General features: G+C 62.9%; 15 protein-coding genes. 12 read left to right on the top strand and 3 right to left on the bottom strand.

Going from position 1 to position 17,187, the window contains the following annotated elements; genetic code table 11:
• Positions 1–254: 254 nt before the first annotated feature.
• Positions 255–1,205: an AEC family transporter gene (locus NMG46_RS13880; RefSeq protein ID WP_254818211.1), complete on the bottom strand. Its 951-nt coding sequence runs from the start codon at positions 1,203–1,205 to the stop codon at positions 255–257.
• 149 nt (positions 1,206–1,354) lie between these two features.
• Here NMG46_RS13880 and NMG46_RS13875 point away from each other — a divergent pair, with 149 nt between their 5' ends.
• Positions 1,355–2,305 (top strand): caspase family protein, encoded by a 951-nt coding sequence (locus NMG46_RS13875; RefSeq protein WP_254818210.1) that lies wholly within the window; start codon positions 1,355–1,357, stop codon positions 2,303–2,305.
• Between the two features lie 106 nt (positions 2,306–2,411).
• The gene (locus NMG46_RS13870; protein WP_254818209.1) at positions 2,412–2,960 is read left to right on the top strand and encodes a histidine phosphatase family protein; all 549 of its coding nucleotides are present in this window, start codon (positions 2,412–2,414) and stop codon (positions 2,958–2,960) included.
• Between the two features lie 52 nt (positions 2,961–3,012).
• Here NMG46_RS13870 and NMG46_RS13865 read toward each other — a convergent pair whose 3' ends face one another.
• Positions 3,013–4,179 (bottom strand): epoxide hydrolase family protein, encoded by a 1,167-nt coding sequence (locus NMG46_RS13865; RefSeq protein ID WP_254818208.1) that lies wholly within the window; start codon positions 4,177–4,179, stop codon positions 3,013–3,015.
• A 700-nt stretch (positions 4,180–4,879) separates the two neighbouring features.
• On the opposite strand from NMG46_RS13865, the gene NMG46_RS13860 reads away from it, so the two are divergent.
• From NMG46_RS13860 to NMG46_RS13840, 5 genes are all read left to right on the top strand, one after another.
• Positions 4,880–5,164 (top strand): acyl carrier protein, encoded by a 285-nt coding sequence (locus NMG46_RS13860; protein ID WP_254818207.1) that lies wholly within the window; start codon positions 4,880–4,882, stop codon positions 5,162–5,164.
• Between the two features lie 38 nt (positions 5,165–5,202).
• Entirely contained in the window at positions 5,203–6,390 is a 1,188-nt protein-coding gene (locus NMG46_RS13855) for a beta-ketoacyl-ACP synthase (protein WP_254818206.1), read from the top strand.
• 75 nt (positions 6,391–6,465) lie between these two features.
• Positions 6,466–7,737, top strand: coding sequence for a beta-ketoacyl-ACP synthase (locus NMG46_RS13850; RefSeq protein ID WP_254818205.1), 1,272 nt, complete (start codon positions 6,466–6,468; stop codon positions 7,735–7,737).
• A 36-nt stretch (positions 7,738–7,773) separates the two neighbouring features.
• Positions 7,774–8,802 (top strand): zinc-binding dehydrogenase, encoded by a 1,029-nt coding sequence (locus NMG46_RS13845; RefSeq protein WP_254818204.1) that lies wholly within the window; start codon positions 7,774–7,776, stop codon positions 8,800–8,802.
• A 2-nt stretch (positions 8,803–8,804) separates the two neighbouring features.
• Positions 8,805–9,797 carry a lipid A biosynthesis lauroyl acyltransferase gene (locus tag NMG46_RS13840; protein ID WP_254818203.1) on the top strand — a complete coding sequence of 331 codons (993 nt, stop codon included), beginning with the start codon at positions 8,805–8,807 and terminating at the stop codon, positions 9,795–9,797.
• A 150-nt stretch (positions 9,798–9,947) separates the two neighbouring features.
• Here the strand turns inward: NMG46_RS13840 and NMG46_RS13835 are convergent, their stop codons facing one another.
• Complete coding sequence (locus NMG46_RS13835; protein ID WP_254818202.1) at positions 9,948–10,376, bottom strand: L,D-transpeptidase; 429 nt, start codon at positions 10,374–10,376, stop codon at positions 9,948–9,950.
• A 222-nt stretch (positions 10,377–10,598) separates the two neighbouring features.
• On the opposite strand from NMG46_RS13835, the gene NMG46_RS13830 reads away from it, so the two are divergent.
• From NMG46_RS13830 to NMG46_RS13810, 5 genes are all read left to right on the top strand, one after another.
• Positions 10,599–11,888 carry an acetylornithine deacetylase/succinyl-diaminopimelate desuccinylase family protein gene (locus NMG46_RS13830; RefSeq protein ID WP_254818201.1) on the top strand — a complete coding sequence of 430 codons (1,290 nt, stop codon included), beginning with the start codon at positions 10,599–10,601 and terminating at the stop codon, positions 11,886–11,888.
• 130 nt (positions 11,889–12,018) lie between these two features.
• The gene (locus NMG46_RS13825) at positions 12,019–13,497 is read left to right on the top strand and encodes an ABC transporter substrate-binding protein (protein WP_254818200.1); all 1,479 of its coding nucleotides are present in this window, start codon (positions 12,019–12,021) and stop codon (positions 13,495–13,497) included.
• Between the two features lie 250 nt (positions 13,498–13,747).
• A complete protein-coding gene (locus NMG46_RS13820; RefSeq protein ID WP_254818199.1) occupies positions 13,748–14,692 on the top strand; it encodes an ABC transporter permease in 945 nt (314 codons plus the stop codon).
• The gene (locus tag NMG46_RS13815) at positions 14,692–15,561 is read left to right on the top strand and encodes an ABC transporter permease (RefSeq protein ID WP_254818198.1); all 870 of its coding nucleotides are present in this window, start codon (positions 14,692–14,694) and stop codon (positions 15,559–15,561) included. Before NMG46_RS13820 ends, NMG46_RS13815 begins: the two co-directional genes overlap by 1 nt.
• A complete protein-coding gene (locus NMG46_RS13810) occupies positions 15,558–17,180 on the top strand; it encodes an ABC transporter ATP-binding protein (RefSeq protein ID WP_254818197.1) in 1,623 nt (540 codons plus the stop codon). The genes NMG46_RS13815 and NMG46_RS13810 overlap by 4 nt, the downstream gene beginning before the upstream one ends.
• The last annotated feature ends 7 nt before the right edge of the window (positions 17,181–17,187 follow it).

Below are 17,187 nucleotides of genomic sequence, written 5' to 3'. Positions count from 1 at the left end.
ATAGCATCGCTAGAGCCACTGCTCTTAGCCCAGGGCAAGCCCCGCAAGCAATCACAAGATGGCATATAGGGTTTGGGCCAGCCAAAGCGAGAGCGATGCAGCCAAGGCTCCAGGGTATATTGAGATTCAGGTCAGGCCGAGTCGAGAAGGGTGGGTTCCGAGAACCGGAACGGAGCGGACATTCGGGTCCGTGAGTACCGGAAGCGCAGGAAACCGCCATTCGCAGGCCGGCATCACCTGAATATCGACATACCCTACCCAAAAACATGGACGACCACCGTCAGCCAAAACGCAGTGGTCACGACAGCACAGGCGGTGGCGATGGTCATCTGGTTCGACGCCAGCGCCTGGCCGGTGTTGAACTGCACCGCGATGAGATAGGAATTGATGCCGGACGGCAACGCCGCAACCATCACCGCCACCTTGGCCGTCAATGGCGGCAGGCCGATCAGCCACACCAGGCCGAGAACCAGCGCCGGCATCAGGAACAGTTTCAGCGCCGACAGCGCCAGCGCCGGCCTTACATTGCCGGAGATGCCAAAGCGGCGCAGGCTGAGCCCCATGGCAAACAGCGCAACCGGGGCGGCCGTGCCGGCCAGCGCGTCGCTCAGCCGCGTCGCAAGCACCGGCAGCGGCGCACCGGTGAAGCGCCACGCCAGCCCGGCCAGTATGCCGATGATCAGCGGATTGATGAATACCCTCCTGAGAAAGCTCCTGACGACACGGACCGGATGCACAGGCTCGCTGCCGCCGCGGCCGAACATCTCGAACAGGATGATCGAGGCCATCATCATCACCGGCAGGTGAACGGAGACGAGCAGTGACAGCACTTCGAACCCGGCCGGCCCGAACACGCCGATGATGAAGGGCGCGCCGAGCAGGACGACGTTGGAGAAGGACGACGATACGCCGCCGACGACGCCGGTGCGGGCGTCCCGCCCGAAGATGCGCGTAACAACCAGATGGCCGGTGGCCCAGGTGAGCGCGACCGCCGCGAAATAAGCGCCCCATAGCGACCACGGCGCCACGCCGTGGAAATCGGCCTTTACCATGGTCTGGAACAGCAAAAGCGGCATTGCCACGTTGATGGCGAATTCGGATACGCCCTCGCCGCTCGCCGGCTTCAAATAGCCGGTCAACCCGGCAAGATAGCCGAGCCCGACGAGACTGAAGACGAAGAGGACGGTTTCGGTAAGCGGAGACATTTTTCCCGTGATAGGCGAGGCCCGGCGGCGGCGCAATCGCCCTTCCCTCGCGAATGTACCGGCCAACAATCCTGCCGCTCGGATCTTGTCCGAATTTGCCCATGGTTGGATGCCAGCGCTATACAGGGCTGTCGGGGGACACGCGGCGAATGGGCCTTGTCGGAAATCAGCACTTCTTCAAGCAGGCGTGGCTGACGGCTTTCGTCGGCGCCATGCTTTGCCTCGTGGTGACCTCGGCTCATGCCGCTGAGCCGGCGAGCCTCAAGGGCGTGGCGCTGATTGTCGGCCAGTCGAAATACCAACACATAGCGGCTCTTCCCAACCCCGCCAACGACGCCTGCGACATCGCCAAGATGCTGACCGATCTCGGCTTCGACGCACGCAGCGTCACCGACCGCGACGCGGCAAAGCTGAAGCGCGACCTCGAGCGTTTCGCCGAGGATGCCGAGGACGCCGACGTCGCCTTGATCTACTATTCCGGCCACGGCATCGAGGCCGGCGGCGAAAACTATCTGATGCCGGTCGACGCCGACGTCTCTTCACTGAAGGACGCCGATCAGGCCCTGGTGCCGATCTCCGCCGTCATGGACGAATTGAAGACGACCGTGCCGGTAACGATCATGCTGCTCGATGCCTGCCGCACCAACCCGTTTCCCGGCGGATGCGGTGCTGCGCCGAGCGCAGACGGCCTCGGCCTCGCCGATCAGCGCCGGCGGATTGGAACCGGTGCGCGGCGCCAGGGCACTGGCGAACGTTACCGCGACGGAAAATCTGGGGACGGTGATCGGCTTTGCCTGATCAATCTCGGCAATCTCGAACGGACCGGCAAATATCTGGACGAAGCCGAAGCCGCCTTCGAGGCGACGCTCAAGGTCTTCACCCGCGAAGGCCAGCCGATGCAATGGGCCTTCGAGCAGAACAATCTCGGCGACGTCCACTGGAACCGCGGCAGCTATGGCGGCGGCAATGCCGAATACCAAAAGGCGATCGAATTCTTCGAGAACGCCAAGCAGGGCTTTACCGAAGCCGGCTACACACCCCCTATCCCGCTGACCGACCGCAAGATCGATCTGGTGAAGAAGCAGATAGCGAAGAAATAGGCGTCTCGGCCGCAGGTTGCACGCGGCTTGTCTTTCAGCCGGCTTTGCCGTCCCTATATGCCGGTCACCGGGGACCTGCCTGCCGGTCACCCGAAAAGGACGTCTGATGCTTCGATTTGTGCTGGCGCTGCTGTTGCTTGCCGTTTCCGCCACAGCCCATGCGACGGAAGCCGGCTGGGCGCTGCTGCGCGACGGCGGGCATGTGGTCCTGCTTCGCCATGCCATGGTCACCGGCACCACCGATGCCGCCAATTTCGACCTCGGCAAATGCGCGACCCAGGTCAATCTCTCTGAGCGCGGCAAGCAACAGGCGCGCAAGATCGGCGCGCTGTTTGGCGCCCGCGCCGCACCGGTCGAGCGCGTGCTGTCCAGCCGCTATTGCCGCTGCCTCGAGACCGCCCGCATCGCTTTCGAAAGCGAGCCGGAGCCGTTCGCACCGCTTGACCTGCTGAAGACCGACGAAAAGGAAAAGGCCGACCAGATTGCCGCGATCCTTGCCGAGATCCGCGGCTATTCCGGCTCCGACAATCTGGTCATGGTCACGCATCTCGAAAACATCAAGGAATTGACCGGGATCTCGCCGCGTGAAGGCGAGGCCGTGGTCGTCGAGCCGCAGGGCGACGGCCTGCGGGTACTCGGCCGCGTCACTTTCTGACTGCGTCTCATCAGGACTTCCGAGCCGTGACAACGGGCGAGGTTTTCCTCCTCTACTTTGCCGGCCGGAGCCTCAGCGGCCGAAAAAACGCCCGGATGTCCTCGACCAGGAGTTCGGGTTGCTCAATCGCCGCGAAATGTCCTCCTTTCGGCATGTCGGTCCAGCGCTGGACGCGGAAGACTCGCTCGACCCAGGAGCGAGGTGGCATAGGAAGCTCTCGAGGGAAGACTGCAACGCCGAGGGGCGGTGTTATTCGCTCTCTTGGCCCAAAGATCAGGGGGCAGAGCCGGTTCTCTTTGTAAATCCGGAGCGAGGCCTCGATCGTGTTACCGAACCAGTAGAGCGAGATGTCGGTAAGCAGCGTGTCTAGAGGGATGGCGCGTTCGAGTTCGCCTTCGCAGTCGCTCCAACTGCGGAACTTCTCGGCAATCCATGCGGCTAGCCCGATTGGGGAATCTGTCAGTGCAAAGGCTAGCGTCTGGGGCTTGGTCCCCTGCAGAAAAGCGTAGGCCCCCTCCGTCGCGGCGAAATTCGCCGCACTGTCGAGGAATGCCTTCTCCTCCGGCGTGACAGGTGGGTCGCCGCGACCGAGGGTCGGGCGGAAACTGCCTGGAATGTAATTCAGGTGCAATCCGATAAGGTCCTCTGGGTAAAGCCGAGCGAGCCAGGTCGAGACTCCGGCGCCGATGTCGCCACCTTGTGCGGCGAAGCGATCATATCCCAGTTCGCGCATCAGCCCCCGCCACAGTTTCGCGACATGCTTTGAGCTAACGCCGGCCTGACGCGGCGGGGACGAGAAGCCGAAACCCGGAAGCGACGGTGCGACGACATCGAAGGCGTCATCGGCATCCCCGCCGTATTTGGCAGGATCCGTGAGCAGCGGAATGACATGCTCGAACTCGGCGAAGGAGCCGGGCCAGCCATGAGTGAGGATCAACGGCAAGGGCGCTGACCCCTTTCCTTTCTGGTGAACGAAATGGATGTCGCACCCGTCTATCGTGACCCTAAACTGAGGCAACAGGTTCAGACGTTTTTCGTGATCGCGCCACCTGAAATCGTATTGCCAGTAACGTGAAAGCTTACTGAGGAAATCAACGTCAGTACCGTCCTCCCATCCGTATGCGAAGATCGACGACGGCCATCTTGTCGCTTGGATACGACGCTGTAGGTACTCGATCTGTTCATCCGGGATGTTAATGTGGAAGGAATGAATGGCCACGGGTGTTGCTCCGATCAGCGGCGAGGAATTGTCCCATCAAGGCACAGAACGAAGGAAAACTCACTGAGCGACAGCTTTGTCCGCTACTTGCTGGTTCCCATCTACGAGACGAAGGTAACATTCCACCCTTGGTGGCAATTCGTTTAAGTTACCTGGCGTCAGATTTTCACCGCTACCAGCCAAGCGTCGACACGGAGCTTCCATCCCTCGATCATGTCCGCGAACGCGTCAGTTCGGACAGATACGATGCTCCTGCCGGGCTCAAGGCCGTGAACGCATAGGTAATCGACGCCTCCGTGCCTCCGTTAGTGTCGGTCGGCAGGCCACCTCGACAAATCCGAAACGCGAATCCGGCGTAACGCGAACATAGCGGATGCGATGCGCCAGCCGTCCACCCAGGCTCATGTCGCGATGCTCAGCCAAGGCCTTGAGCACCTTCGCCAATCGTTTTTCCAGGCGCACCCGGTCTGCGAGCGTTTCTGTAGTCATAGATCTTCGTGGTACATTGGTACACGCAATGACCAGAGATGGGACGGTTTGGGCATATCGCCGGGAGGGGTTGCCAGCGACCCCTATTGCTCTGCCAGAACATCAATCCCAGCTGCGGTCGGCGCATCAGGCCTTTTCCTGCCCGGAAAAACCGATTAGACAGCGCCAAACACATGCGGACAGATTCCGCCCGCAATCGAAGGAAAAGCCCTTGTCCACCACGTTCGACAAAGTCGCCAAGATCATCGCCGACACCAGCGAGATCGATATCGAGACGATCACGCCCGAAAGCCACACCATCGACGATCTCGGCATCGACAGCCTCGACTTCCTCGACATCGTCTTTGCCATCGACAAGGAATTCGGCATCAAGGTGCCGCTGGAAAAGTGGACGCAGGAGGTCAACGACGGCAAGGCTTCGACCGACGACTATTTCGTCATGAAGAACCTGTGCGCCAAGATCGACGCGCTCGTCGCCGCCAAGAACGCCGCGTGAACACAGCGCCTGACGCGCCCGACCCACAACAGCCCCCAATGAACCCCCACGACGTCGTCATATCAGGCATCGGCCTTGTCTCGTCGCTGGGCGAGGGTCCGGATGCGCATTGGCAAAAGCTTGTCCAGCCGCGCCTTGAGCCGGTTCTGGAGGCCTCGCGCTTCTCGCCCTATACGGTCCATCCGCTGCCGGAGATCGACTGGAACCTGCAGATCGCCAAGCGCGGCGACCAGCGGCAGATGGAGACCTGGCAGAGGCTCGGCACCTATGCGGCCGGCCTTGCGCTCGACGATGCCGGCATCAAGGGCAATGACGAACTCTGCGCGACCATGGACATGGTGGTGGCCGCCGGCGGCGGCGAGCGCGACGAGGCGGTCGATGCGGCCATTCTCGCGGCATCGGAAAGCCGCAATGACCGCGACGTGCTGCTTAACGAGAAGCTGACCACGGAATTGCGCCCGACGCTGTTTCTGGCACAGCTTTCCAACCTGCTCGCCGGCAACATCTCGATCGTCCACAAGGTGACGGGGTCGTCGCGCACCTTCATGGGCGAGGAAGGTGCGGGCGTTGCCGCGGTCGAGACGGCGACCGCGCGCATCCGCTCCGGCCAGTCGACGCATATACTGGTCGGCGGCGCTTTTCAGACCGAACATTCCGACATGCTGCTCGGCTATGAACTGGCCGGCTACCTGCATCGCGGCGCGTGGCGGCCGGTCTGGCAGAGGCAAGGCGCCGAAGGCGGCGGTGTGGTGACCGGATCCGGCGGTGCGTTTCTCGTCCTGGAGCAGCGCGAGCACGCGGAACGCCGTGGCCGGAAGATCTACGCGGAACTCGGCCCGGTCCTGTCCGGTCGTGCCAGGCGCCGACGGGGCGAACTCGACGGTGAGATCGCCGCGCTGTTGAAGCAAGCCGCATTGCCGGACGGCGAACTGCTGGCGATCTCCGGCGCTTCGGGCGCCCATGCCGCGACCGCCGCCGAGAAATCGGCACTCGAGGCCAATCCGGCGATCGCCGCACGCGGCTTTTCCACGCTGACCGGCCACCTGAAGGAAGCGCAGTTCCCCTTTGCCGTTGCGCTGGCGGCCCTGGCTGTCGACCGCAAGGCGGCCTACCCTGTCTTCGACGCCACAGTCGAAAAACCGTTTGCCGGCGTCCCGAAGACCGTCCTTGCAACGGCGATCGGCTATCACCAATTCGAGGGCATGGCGCTGATCAAAGCCGCCTAGAGCATCGGACCGAAATCGTGATGCGGTTTTCGGGCGATCCGATTACTGCAAGAGAAACAGGTTTTTGGACAACAAATGGCCAATCTGAACGACCATATGGGCAGGCCTATCGTCGCGGTCACCGGCATCGGCGTGGTGACGTCGCTCGGTGTCGGAAAAGCCGACAATTGGGCGGCACTTACGTCAGGCAAATCCGGCATCCATCCGATCACCCGCTTCCCGGTCGATCATCTCAACACCCGCATCTCCGGCATGGTCGATTTTCTGCCGTCGAGTTCCAAGGGCGCCAGTCTTCTCACCTATGAGCTTGCCGAAACCGCCGCCCAGGAAGCGATGTCGGAGGCCGGCCTCGATGCCGGCGATTTCGGCGGACCGCTCTTCCTCGCTTCGCCGCCGGTCGAGCTCGACTGGAGCGAGCGCTTTTCGCTCTACAATTCCGACACGCACGACACCGGTGCAGAGAGGCTGCTGCGGGTAGCGCGCGGCCTCAGGGAACTCGACATCTTCGAGACCACCCAGTTCGGCTCGATCGCCGACCGGCTTGCCGACCGTTTCGGCACGCGTGGCCTGCCGATCACGCTGTCGACCGCCTGCGCTTCGGGCGCCACGGCGATCCAGCTCGGTGTCGAGGCGATCCGCCGCGGCGAATGCGACAGGGCGCTGTCGATCGGCGCCGACGGCTCGGCAACCGCCGAGGCGCTGATCCGCTTCTCGCTTCTGTCCGCGCTCTCCACCCATAACGACATCCCCGAAAAGGCCTCAAAACCCTTCTCCAAGGACCGCGACGGCTTCGTGCTGGCCGAAGGCTCGGGCGCCCTTGTGCTGGAATCACTGGAGGCAGCACTTGCCCGCGGCGCCACCGTTCTCGGTATATTGCGCGGCTGCGGCGAAAAGGCCGACGACTTCCATCGCACCCGCTCCAAGCCGGACGGTTCGCCGGCGATCGCGGCGGTGCGCGCCGCTCTTGCCGATGCCGGCTTGAGCGAGGACGGGATCGATTATGTCAATGCCCATGGCACCTCGACGCCCGAAAACGACAAGATGGAGCACTTGTCGCTGTCGACGGTATTCGGCGAGCGGATCTCATCGATGCCGGTCTCGTCGAACAAGTCGATGATTGGCCACACCCTATCGGCTGCCGGTGCCGTCGAGGCCGCATTTTCGCTGATGACGATGCGTGAAAGCGTCATTCCGCCGACCATCAACTATGACAATCCCGACCCGGCGATCGTGCTCGACGTGGTGCCGAACGCCAAGCGCAACGCCGAGGTCGGCACGGTCCTGTCGAACTCCTTCGGCTTCGGCGGCCAGAACACCTGCCTTGTCATGGCGCGGGAACCGGTCTAAGCGACCTTTTTCAGCCGGACTGAACCGACAGGCACCATGCGCGCATTGCAACTTATCGAGGATCGCCGGCTTGAAACGGTGGACCTGCCGCCACCGCCGCCGCCCTCGCTCGGCGAGGTGACACTGCGCATCAAGGCCGTGGCGCTGAACCACATCGATGTCTGGGGCTGGCGGGGCATGGCCTTCGCCAAACGCAAGCTGCCGCTGGTCGTCGGCGCCGAGGCCTCCGGCGAGGTCGAGGCGGTCGGCCCCGGCGTTTCCAGCCTTGTGCCCGGGCAGCTGGTGTCGATCTATGGCGCCCGCACCTGCGGGCTTTGCCGCGCCTGCCGCGAAGGCCGTGACAATCTCTGCGAGCATGTTTCGGGCGTCCACGGCTTCCATCTCGACGGCTTTGCGCAGGAAAAGATCAACCTGCCGGCGCGCCTTCTGGTCCCCGCCCCGCCAGGCGTGAGCGAAATCGGCGCGGCGGTGGCGCCTGTCACCTTCGGCACGGTCGAGCACATGCTGTTCGACAATGCCCGGCTGCAGCCCGGCGAGACGATACTGGTCCATGCCGGCGGCTCCGGGATCGGCTCCGCCGCCATTCAGCTGGCCAAGAAGATGGGCTGCACGGTCATCACCACCGTCGGCTCGAACGACAAGATCGACAAGGCCAAGGCGCTCGGCGCCGACCACGTCATCAATTACCGCGACGACCGCTTCGAGGGCGTCGTGCGCAAGCTGACCAAGAAGAAGGGCGTCGACGTGGTGTTCGAGCATGTCGGCGCCGACACCTTTGCCGCGTCCATGCTGTGCCTCAAACGCGGCGGCCGGCTGGTCACCTGTGGCTCGACCTCCGGCGTGTCGACGCAGATCAATTTGATGCAGTTGTTCCAGCAGCAGCTGAAGCTGCTCGGCTCGTTCGGCTGCCGCATGGAAAACATGGCCGACGCCATGCAGAAGATGGCGGCGGGCCTGGTCGCGCCGGTGATCGACACCGAGGTCGGCTTCGACGGCATCGATGCGGCGCTGAAACGCATGGAAGGCCGCGACGTCTTCGGCAAGATCATCCTGCGCGTCGGCTGAGAATGATCGGCAACGCCTTCAAGAAGATCCGAAGGGACCTGGGATTCCGCTATGGCAGGCGGCTTCGCCAGTTCAACTACTGGCTGGTCGCGCGGGTCGCGATGATCATCATCTCCGCGCTGCGCCTGCTGCCGCCCGACAGCGCGCTCAATTTCGCCGACCGCGCCGCCCGCCGCATCGGCCCTTGGGTGGCGCGCCATCAGGTTGCGGTCGACAATCTGCGCCAGGCCTATCCGGAAAAAAGCGATGCCGAGATCGAAGCGATCGCTTCCGACATGTGGGGCAACATGGCCCGCCTGGCCGCCGAATACATCTTTCTCGATGCTTTGTTCGACTACGATCCCGCTGCGACGAAGCCGGGCCGTGTCGAGGTCAAGGGCGTGGAGCATTTCGTGCGCATCGCGGGCGAGGACAAGCCGCATATCGTCTTCACCGGGCATCTCGGCAATTTCGAGCTGCTGCCGGTGGCGGCGGCGACTTTCGGCATGAACATCACGGCGCTGTTTCGCCCGCCCAACAACCCTTACCTCGCCGACTACATCCTCTCGACCCGCCGCTCGAGCATGGGATCGCTGCTGCCGTCTTCGACCGGTGCCTCGTTTGCGCTTGCGGCCGTCCTGGAGAAGGGCGGCAATATCGGCGTGCTGGTAGACCAGAAATTCACCGGCGGGCTCGAGACGACATTCTTCGGCCGCCCCTGCGAGAGCAACCGGGTCCTCGGCACCCTGGCGCGGCACTACGATTGCGATGTCTACCCGGCGCGCTGCGTGCGCTTGCCGAACAATCGTTTCCGGCTCGAGATCGAGGACAAGCTCACCTTGCCGCGCACCGCCGGCGGCAGTGTCGACGTCCCCGCCACCACCCAGCTGCTCAACGACGTCGTCGAGCGCTGGGTGCGCGAAGACCCCGGCCAGTGGATGTGGTTCCACAAGCGCTGGGAGATCAGCAAGCGCAAAAAGCGTCGGCCGGCGACAATGCGCGACAAAGCCGCTTGAGCGGAAACCATAGCAAGCGTTTTCCGCTACTGACGTATTTTGTTCTTGCTTTGTGCCGGCAGCTATGCTACAAATTTAGTTATGGTGCTATTTGGCCCCGACGAACCCGCCGCTCCGGCGGGTTTTTTGTTGCGGGCCGGGGAGCAGACCCTAATTCGTCACGAGGATTCGCGTATTGCCGAAGCCGGCTTTGCGCACCATCGAATAGAATGCGGCCGCGTTGCTGGGGTGAAGGCGCACACAGCCATGCGATGCCGGGCGCCCCAATTGCCGGATCGCGCCGGTGCCGTGGATGGCATAGCCGCCGCGGAAGAACACCGAATAGGGCATCGGCGACATGTCGTATTTGCGCGAATACCACATCCGGGCCGTCCGCTGTGGACGATAGCTGCCGCGTGGCGTGATGTAGCCTTTGCGGGCGGTGGAAACGCTCCACCGGTAATACGACAGCCCGTATCTTACCGTCATCGTCTGTGAGGAAATATCGATGTTCGCGACCAGGCTGGCCGCACGGCTCTCGAACGACGAACCGAACAGCATCGCTACTAATGCCGCTGCCATGAGAACAGTGTTTTTCATGCTATCAAACCCCTTTGATGCCCCTTGCCTGCCTGCCCTCACGCTGTTCTCCAGCGTTTTGATGGCAAGCCAGCGAGCTAACACTTACTCCCTGACGATTTCACCAATCCCAAGCAGCGAATTTGAACGATTTCCCGCAATAGTTGCCGTAACGACACGCAATCGCCTGGCAATTCGCCATCGGGCTTGCAAAACCCCCTCATCCGCTGCTCAATTCGCCGAATGAACGAACCGAACAAACGGCTCCTCAAGGCTATCGAGGACCGAGCCGATGATCTGGTTGCACTGACTGCGGATCTGATCCGCTTTCCGACCATCAATCCGCCCGGCGAAGCCTATCGGCCATGTGCCGAATATATCGGCGCGCGGCTGAAGAAGCGTGGTTTTGAGATCGACTTCATCCGTGCCGAGGGCACGCCTGGCGACACTGACCGTTACCCGCGCGTCAACGTCGTCGCCCGCTTCGATGGCCGGGCGGCGGGTGCTTGCGTGCACTTCAATTCGCATATCGACGTCGTCGAGCCCGGCGACGGCTGGAGCCTCGATCCGTTCGCCGGCATCGTCAAAGATGGCAAGGTCTATGGCCGCGGCGCTTGCGACATGAAAGGCGGGCTTGCCGCCTCGATCATCGCCGCTGAAGCCTTCATGGAGGTCTTTCCCGATTTCCCGGGCGCCATCGAGATTTCAGGCACGGTCGACGAGGAGTCCGGCGGCTTTGGCGGCGTCGCGCATCTGGCCAAGCTCGGCTATTTCTCCAGGCCGAAGGTCGACCACGTCATCATTCCCGAACCGCTCAACAAGGATCGCATCTGCCTTGGCCATCGCGGCGTCTGGTGGGCGGAGATCGAGACCAGGGGCGAGATCGCGCACGGCTCGATGCCGTTCCTCGGCGACAATGCGGTGCGCCATATGGGCGCCGTGCTGCGCGCCTTCGAGGACGAATTGTTTCCGGCGCTCGATCGCAAGATGACGCGCATGCCGGTCGTGCCCGAAGGCGCGAGACGCTCAACCATGAACATCAACTCGGTCCATGGCGGCCAGACGGAGGATTTCCGGCCCGGCCTGCCCTCGCCCAACGTGCCCGATTCCTGCCGGCTGACCATCGACCGCCGCTTCCTGCTCGAAGAGGATCTCGCTACGGTCAAGAGCGAGGTGACCGATATCCTCGAACGGCTGAAGCGCGAGCGCAAAAAGTTCGACTACGAAATCCGCGATCTGATGGAGGTGCTGCCGCTGATGACCGAGCGCGACGCGCCGGTGGTTAAGGCGGTCGCGCAAGGCATCATGGAGATATTCGACCGCGAACCGGATTACGTGATTTCGCCCGGCACTTACGACCAGAAGCACATCGCCCGTATCGGCCACATCTATGACTGCATCGCCTATGGCCCGGGCATCCTCGATCTCGCCCACCGGCCCGATGAATGGGTCGGCATTGCCGACATGCTGGACTCGGCAAAGGTGATGGCGATCGGCCTCGACGTTCTGCTGAGGGACGCCGGCCCGCGATGATCCGGCCATGGGCGAAAAAACATTCCTCCCGGCGATCGCCGACGGTACGAAACGCAATTTACTCGGCGGCGAATTCACGCTTCTATCCGGCCGGGTTTGAGCAGGTGTTTTAGATTTGGGGAGTTGCACGATGAAATTGTGGAAAACCATTCTGGCCGCCGCGGCGCTGGCGTTGGCCGCCGGAACCTCGGCGATGGCCGCGCGCACCGACCTGGTCATCGGCATTACGCTCGAACCCCCGCATCTCGACCCGACCGCGGGTGCCGCCGCGGCAATCGACGAGGTACTCTATGCCAATGTCTTCGAGGGGCTGACCCGCATCGGCCCGAACGGCGAGGTGCTGCCCGATCTCGCGGAAAGCTGGAGCATTTCCGACGACGGCAAGGTCTACATTTTCAAGCTGCATACCGGCGTGAAATTCCATGACGGCACCGACTTCAACGCCGACGACGTGAAATTCTCGCTCGACCGTGCCCGCGCCGAAAATTCCGTCAACGCGCAAAAGGGCCTGTTTGCCGCCATCGACAAGGTCGAGGTTGTCGATCCCGCGACGGTAAAGGTCACGCTGAAGAACCCGCAAGGCTCGTTCCTGTACAATATGGGCTGGGGCGACGCGGTTATCGTGGCGCCTGAGACAGCCGACACCAACAAGGAAAAGCCTGTTGGCACCGGCCCATTCAAGTTCCAGAACTGGGCCAAGGGCTCATCGATCACGCTGGTCAAGTCGGACAATTACTGGGGCGCCCCGGTATTCCTCGACAAGGCCGAGTTCCGCATCATTCCGGATGCCGCCGCCGCCGTTCCGGCGCTGCTTTCCGGCGACGTTCAGGCCTTTCCGTTCTTCGACCCCGACAGCGTCGCCCAGGTCAAGGACGACCCACGCTTCAAGGTGGTGATCGGCTCGACCGAGGGTGAAACCATCCTGTCGATCAACAACAAGAAGCCGCCGTTCGACAAGCTACAGGTCAGGCAGGCGATTTCCTTTGCGCTCGATCGCAAGGCGATCATCGACGGCGCCTCGGCCGGCCTCGGCGTGCCGATCGGCTCGCACATGTCGCCCGCCAGCAAGGCCTATGTCGACCTCACCGGCCTCTATCCGCACAATGTGGAGAAGGCCAAGGAATTGCTGAAGGAAGCCGGCCTGGAGAATGGCTTCAAGGCGACGCTCAAGCTGCCGCCACCCTCCTACGCGCGGCTCGGTGGCGAGATCATCGCCTCCGAGCTTCGCGAAATCGGCGTCGATCTCGAGATCATACCGGTTGAATGGGCGCAATGGCTGGACCAGGTCTTCACCAAGAAGGATTACGACCTGACCATCGTTTCCCATACCGAGCCCAACGACATCGATATCTATTCGCGTAAGGACTATTACTTCAACTACGACAATCCGGCCTTCGACAAGATCATCGAGGAGCTGAACCTTACCTCCGATGAGGCCAAGCGCACGACGCTGCTTGGCGAGGCGCAGAAGGTCCTGGCAGATGACGCCGTGGTCGGCTTCCTGTACGAATTGCCGAAGGTCGGCGTCTGGGACGCCAAACTGCAGGGCCTGTGGGAAAACGCCCCGATCCAGGCCAACGACCTGACCAAGGTGAAGTGGACGGATTGAGGCGCTGACAGAAGGGGCGAAAGTTGCACTCCGTCATACCCCCCTCTGTCCTGCCGGACATCTCCCCCTCAAGGGGGGAGACTGGCCGTTTCCACGCTGGCTCTGTCCTTGCAACGCTAGTGGTTAGCGAAAGTGGCGATGAGGGCTCAATCTCCCCGCTTGAGGGGGAGATGTCCGGCACAAAGGGTGGGCGGGAACGCAAGCTTCGCCTGGTTTTTGCGTTCGCCAACACAGCGGTTCCTCAACGTCCATGACCGCCTACCTCCTCAAGCGGCTCGCCATCGCCGTCGTCACGCTGGTTCTGGCCTCGATGGTGGTGTTTGCCGTGCTGGAAATCATTCCCGGCGACCCGGCACGGCTGATGCTTGGCCTGAACGCCAGCGCCGACCAGATCGAATTGCTGCGCAACCAGATGGGTCTCAACGCTCCCGTCGTGCTGCGCTATCTGCATTGGGCCGGCGGCTTGCTGAGCCTCGATTTCGGCCGTTCCTACACCTATTCGGTGCCGGTCATCGATCTGGTCCGTGAGCGCCTCGTCGTCTCGCTGCCGCTGGCACTGATGGCGCTGGCGCTGTCCACCATCATTGCCATTCCGGTCGGACTGTTTTCCGCCAGCCGGCACGGCCGGGCCGGCGACACGATCGCGATGGGTGCCGCCCAGCTTGGCGTCGCCGTGCCCAATTTCTGGTTTGCGCTGATGCTGATTTATCTGTTCGCCGTCTGGCTGCGGCTGGTGCCGGGCGGCGGCTTTCCCGGCTGGAGCGCCGGCGTCTTGCCGGCACTGAAATCGCTGCTTCTGCCGGCGGTCGCCCTCGCTCTGCCACAGGCGGCGATCCTCGCCCGGGTCACCCGCTCGGCGCTGATCGAAGTGCTGAACGAGGACTACATCCGAACCGCCCGTGCCAAGGGCCTGCCCTATCGCCTTGTCTTGTGGCGGCATGCGCTGCGCAACGCCATGATCCCGGTGGTCACCATTCTAGGCCTGCAATTCGCTTTCCTGCTTGCCGGTACCATCATCATCGAGAACGTCTTCTATTTGCCCGGCCTCGGCCGGCTGGTGTTCCAGGCGATCAATCAGCGTGACCTGATCGTGGTCGAGAGCGTCGTCATGCTGCTGGTTGCCGCCGTCATCGTCGTCAATTTCATTGTCGATCTCTCCTATGCGGTGGTCGATCCGCGCCTGAGAGGCAGGTAATGACGCTGCACATCGACATCCCCGACGAGAACCTTGCCGGCATCCTGGTCAAGGCGTTCAAAAACCGTTCGTTCCTTGCCGGCTTCGTCATCACCGCACTGGTGGCGGCGGTCGCGATCCTGTCGTTCTTCTGGACGCCTTACGATGTCACCAATCTGGTCATTTCCGACAAGACCCAGGCGCCGTCGCTGGCGCACTGGTTCGGCACCGACCATTTCGGTCGCGACATCCTGTCGATGATCATGGTTGGCGCCCGCAACTCGATTGCCGTGGCGCTGGTGGCGGTCGGCATCGGCATGGGCGTCGGCGTACCGCTCGGCGCCTTTGCCGCGGCGCGCGGCGGCTTCGCCGACGACGTGCTGATGCGGTTGAACGATTTGGTCTTCGCCTTTCCGGCGCTGCTTTCGGCAATTATGATCACCGCCATCTTCGGGCCGGGCGCGTTCAACGCCATCATTGCCATTGGCATCTTCAACATCCCGGTGTTCGCGCGCGTCGCCCGGGCCGGCGCCCTGGCGATCTGGCCGCGCGAATTCATCCTCGCCGCCCGCGCCGCCGGCAAGAGCAGGACGCTAATCAGCATCGAACATGTGCTGCCCAACATCGCCACGCTGCTGCTGGTGCAAGGCACCATCCAGTTCGCGCTGGGCATACTGGCCGAAGCCGGGCTTTCCTATGTCGGGCTGGGCACCCAGCCGCCAATGCCGAGCTGGGGCCGCATGCTGTTTGACGCCCAGACCCGCATGGTGGTGGCGCCTTGGATGGCGATCTTTCCGGGCATGGCGATCGTCGTCACCGTGCTTGGCCTGAACCTGCTTGGCGACGGCATTGCCGACATTCTCGATCCGAAATCGCGGCGGCAGCGATGAGCCTGCTCGAAATCGAGAAGCTGTCGCTGACCATCGGCAGCACCCGTATCCTCAGAGACATCGAACTTTCCGTCGCGCCGGGCGAAGTGATGGGGCTGGTCGGCGAATCCGGCTCCGGCAAGTCGATGACGGCGCTCACGGTGATGCAGCTTCTGCCTTGGGCAGCGCATACCAGCGGACACATCACCTTCGACGGCATCGACATCCTTGCCGCCAGCGAGGACCAGATGTGCGCGCTGCGCGGCGACGACATCGGCATGGTGTTCCAGGAGCCAATGACGGCGCTCAATCCGGTCAAAACCATCGGCGAGCAGGTCGCCGAAGGTATTCGCTGGCATACCAGGGCGAGCCGAGCCGACGCTGAGGAACGGGCGCGAAAAATGCTGGACCGGGTCGGCCTGCCGGCAGCACAATTCCCGCTCTCGCGTTATCCGCACGAACTCTCCGGCGGCCAGCGCCAGCGCGTCGTCATCGCCATTGCCTGTGCGCTGAAGCCCAAGCTGCTGATTGCCGACGAGCCGACGACCGCGCTCGACGTGGTGCTGCAGGCGCAGATTCTCGACCTGCTGCGCGACCTCGTAGCGGAAAACCGCATGGGTCTTCTGCTGATCTCGCACGACCTCGCAGTGGTGACCGAGATGGCGGACCGCATCATCATCCTGCGCCATGGCGAGGTGATGGAGGCCGGCGATACCGCGCGCACGCTGTCCGAACAGCTTCATCCCTACACGCGACAGCTGGCGCAGGCCTCCATGCATGTGCCGGCGCGGGCTCGAACGCATGACAGCGGATCGGCCAAACCGCTGCTTCAGGTAGAGAACGTAACGCGGGATTATCCGGGGCGGCGCACATCCCTGTTGAAACGCGCGGCTCCAATCCGCGCCGTCGACGATGTCTCGTTCTCGATGGCGCCCGGCCAGTCGGTGGCGCTCGTCGGCCGTTCCGGCTGCGGCAAGTCGACGCTCGCCCGCATGGTCCTGGCGCTGGACGGGCCGACATCGGGAGCGATCCGCTTCCGCGGCGATACCCTCACCGGCAAGAGCGAGGCGGAGCTGAAGCCGGCACGGCGCGACATGCAGGTCGTGTTCCAGGACCCGTACGGTTCGTTCGACCCACGCCAGAAGGTCGAGAGATTGGTGGCCGAGCCGCTGCATGTGCTGGAGAAGAAGCCGGTGCCCGCCGCGCGACGCGAGATGGTGGCGCATGCGCTACACGAGGTCGGCCTCTCACCAGGCGACATGGACAAGTATCCGCATGAGTTTTCGGGTGGCCAGCGTCAGCGCCTTTCGATCGCCCGCGCCATCATTACGCGGCCGAAGCTGGTCGTCGCCGACGAGCCGGTCTCGGCGCTCGACGTCTCGATCCGCGCCCAGATCCTCGATTTGTTCGCGGAGCTCAACCAGAAGCTCGGTATCGCCTATCTGTTCATCACCCATGATCTGACCGTCGCCCGCGCCATCACCGACGAAGTGATGGTCATGCATGACGGCAAGATCGTCGAGCGCGGCAGGACGAGCGAAGTGCTCGACCACCCGCAATCCGCAGCCGCCAAGGCGTTGGTCGCCGCCGCTCCAGATTTGCACCGGGCGATCGCGAAACGACTGCAGGAACAGGGGTGAGCGGCGA

It is taken from the genome of Mesorhizobium sp. LMG 17147 (assembly GCF_024297145.1).
Taxonomy (GTDB): domain Bacteria; phylum Pseudomonadota; class Alphaproteobacteria; order Rhizobiales; family Rhizobiaceae; genus Mesorhizobium.
The sequence above is the reverse complement of the archived record's forward strand: the minus strand, read 5'-3'. Positions and strand labels throughout refer to the sequence as shown.

Bases quoted from the DNA above. Each gene is read 5' to 3' on its own strand.
- NMG46_RS13880 (WP_254818211.1), bottom strand. From the start codon at position 1,205: ATGTCTCCGCTTACCGAAACCGTCCTCTTCGTCTTCAGTCTCGTCGGG.
- NMG46_RS13875 (WP_254818210.1), top strand. From the start codon at position 1,355: ATGGGCCTTGTCGGAAATCAGCACTTCTTCAAGCAGGCGTGGCTGACG.
- NMG46_RS13870 (WP_254818209.1), top strand. From the start codon at position 2,412: ATGCTTCGATTTGTGCTGGCGCTGCTGTTGCTTGCCGTTTCCGCCACA.
- NMG46_RS13855 (WP_254818206.1), top strand. From the start codon at position 5,203: ATGAACCCCCACGACGTCGTCATATCAGGCATCGGCCTTGTCTCGTCG.
- NMG46_RS13850 (WP_254818205.1), top strand. From the start codon at position 6,466: ATGGCCAATCTGAACGACCATATGGGCAGGCCTATCGTCGCGGTCACC.
- NMG46_RS13845 (WP_254818204.1), top strand. From the start codon at position 7,774: ATGCGCGCATTGCAACTTATCGAGGATCGCCGGCTTGAAACGGTGGAC.
- NMG46_RS13840 (WP_254818203.1), top strand. From the start codon at position 8,805: ATGATCGGCAACGCCTTCAAGAAGATCCGAAGGGACCTGGGATTCCGC.
- NMG46_RS13835 (WP_254818202.1), bottom strand. From the start codon at position 10,376: ATGAAAAACACTGTTCTCATGGCAGCGGCATTAGTAGCGATGCTGTTC.
- NMG46_RS13830 (WP_254818201.1), top strand. From the start codon at position 10,599: ATGAACGAACCGAACAAACGGCTCCTCAAGGCTATCGAGGACCGAGCC.
- NMG46_RS13825 (WP_254818200.1), top strand. From the start codon at position 12,019: ATGAAATTGTGGAAAACCATTCTGGCCGCCGCGGCGCTGGCGTTGGCC.
- NMG46_RS13820 (WP_254818199.1), top strand. From the start codon at position 13,748: ATGACCGCCTACCTCCTCAAGCGGCTCGCCATCGCCGTCGTCACGCTG.
- NMG46_RS13815 (WP_254818198.1), top strand. From the start codon at position 14,692: ATGACGCTGCACATCGACATCCCCGACGAGAACCTTGCCGGCATCCTG.
- NMG46_RS13810 (WP_254818197.1), top strand. From the start codon at position 15,558: ATGAGCCTGCTCGAAATCGAGAAGCTGTCGCTGACCATCGGCAGCACC.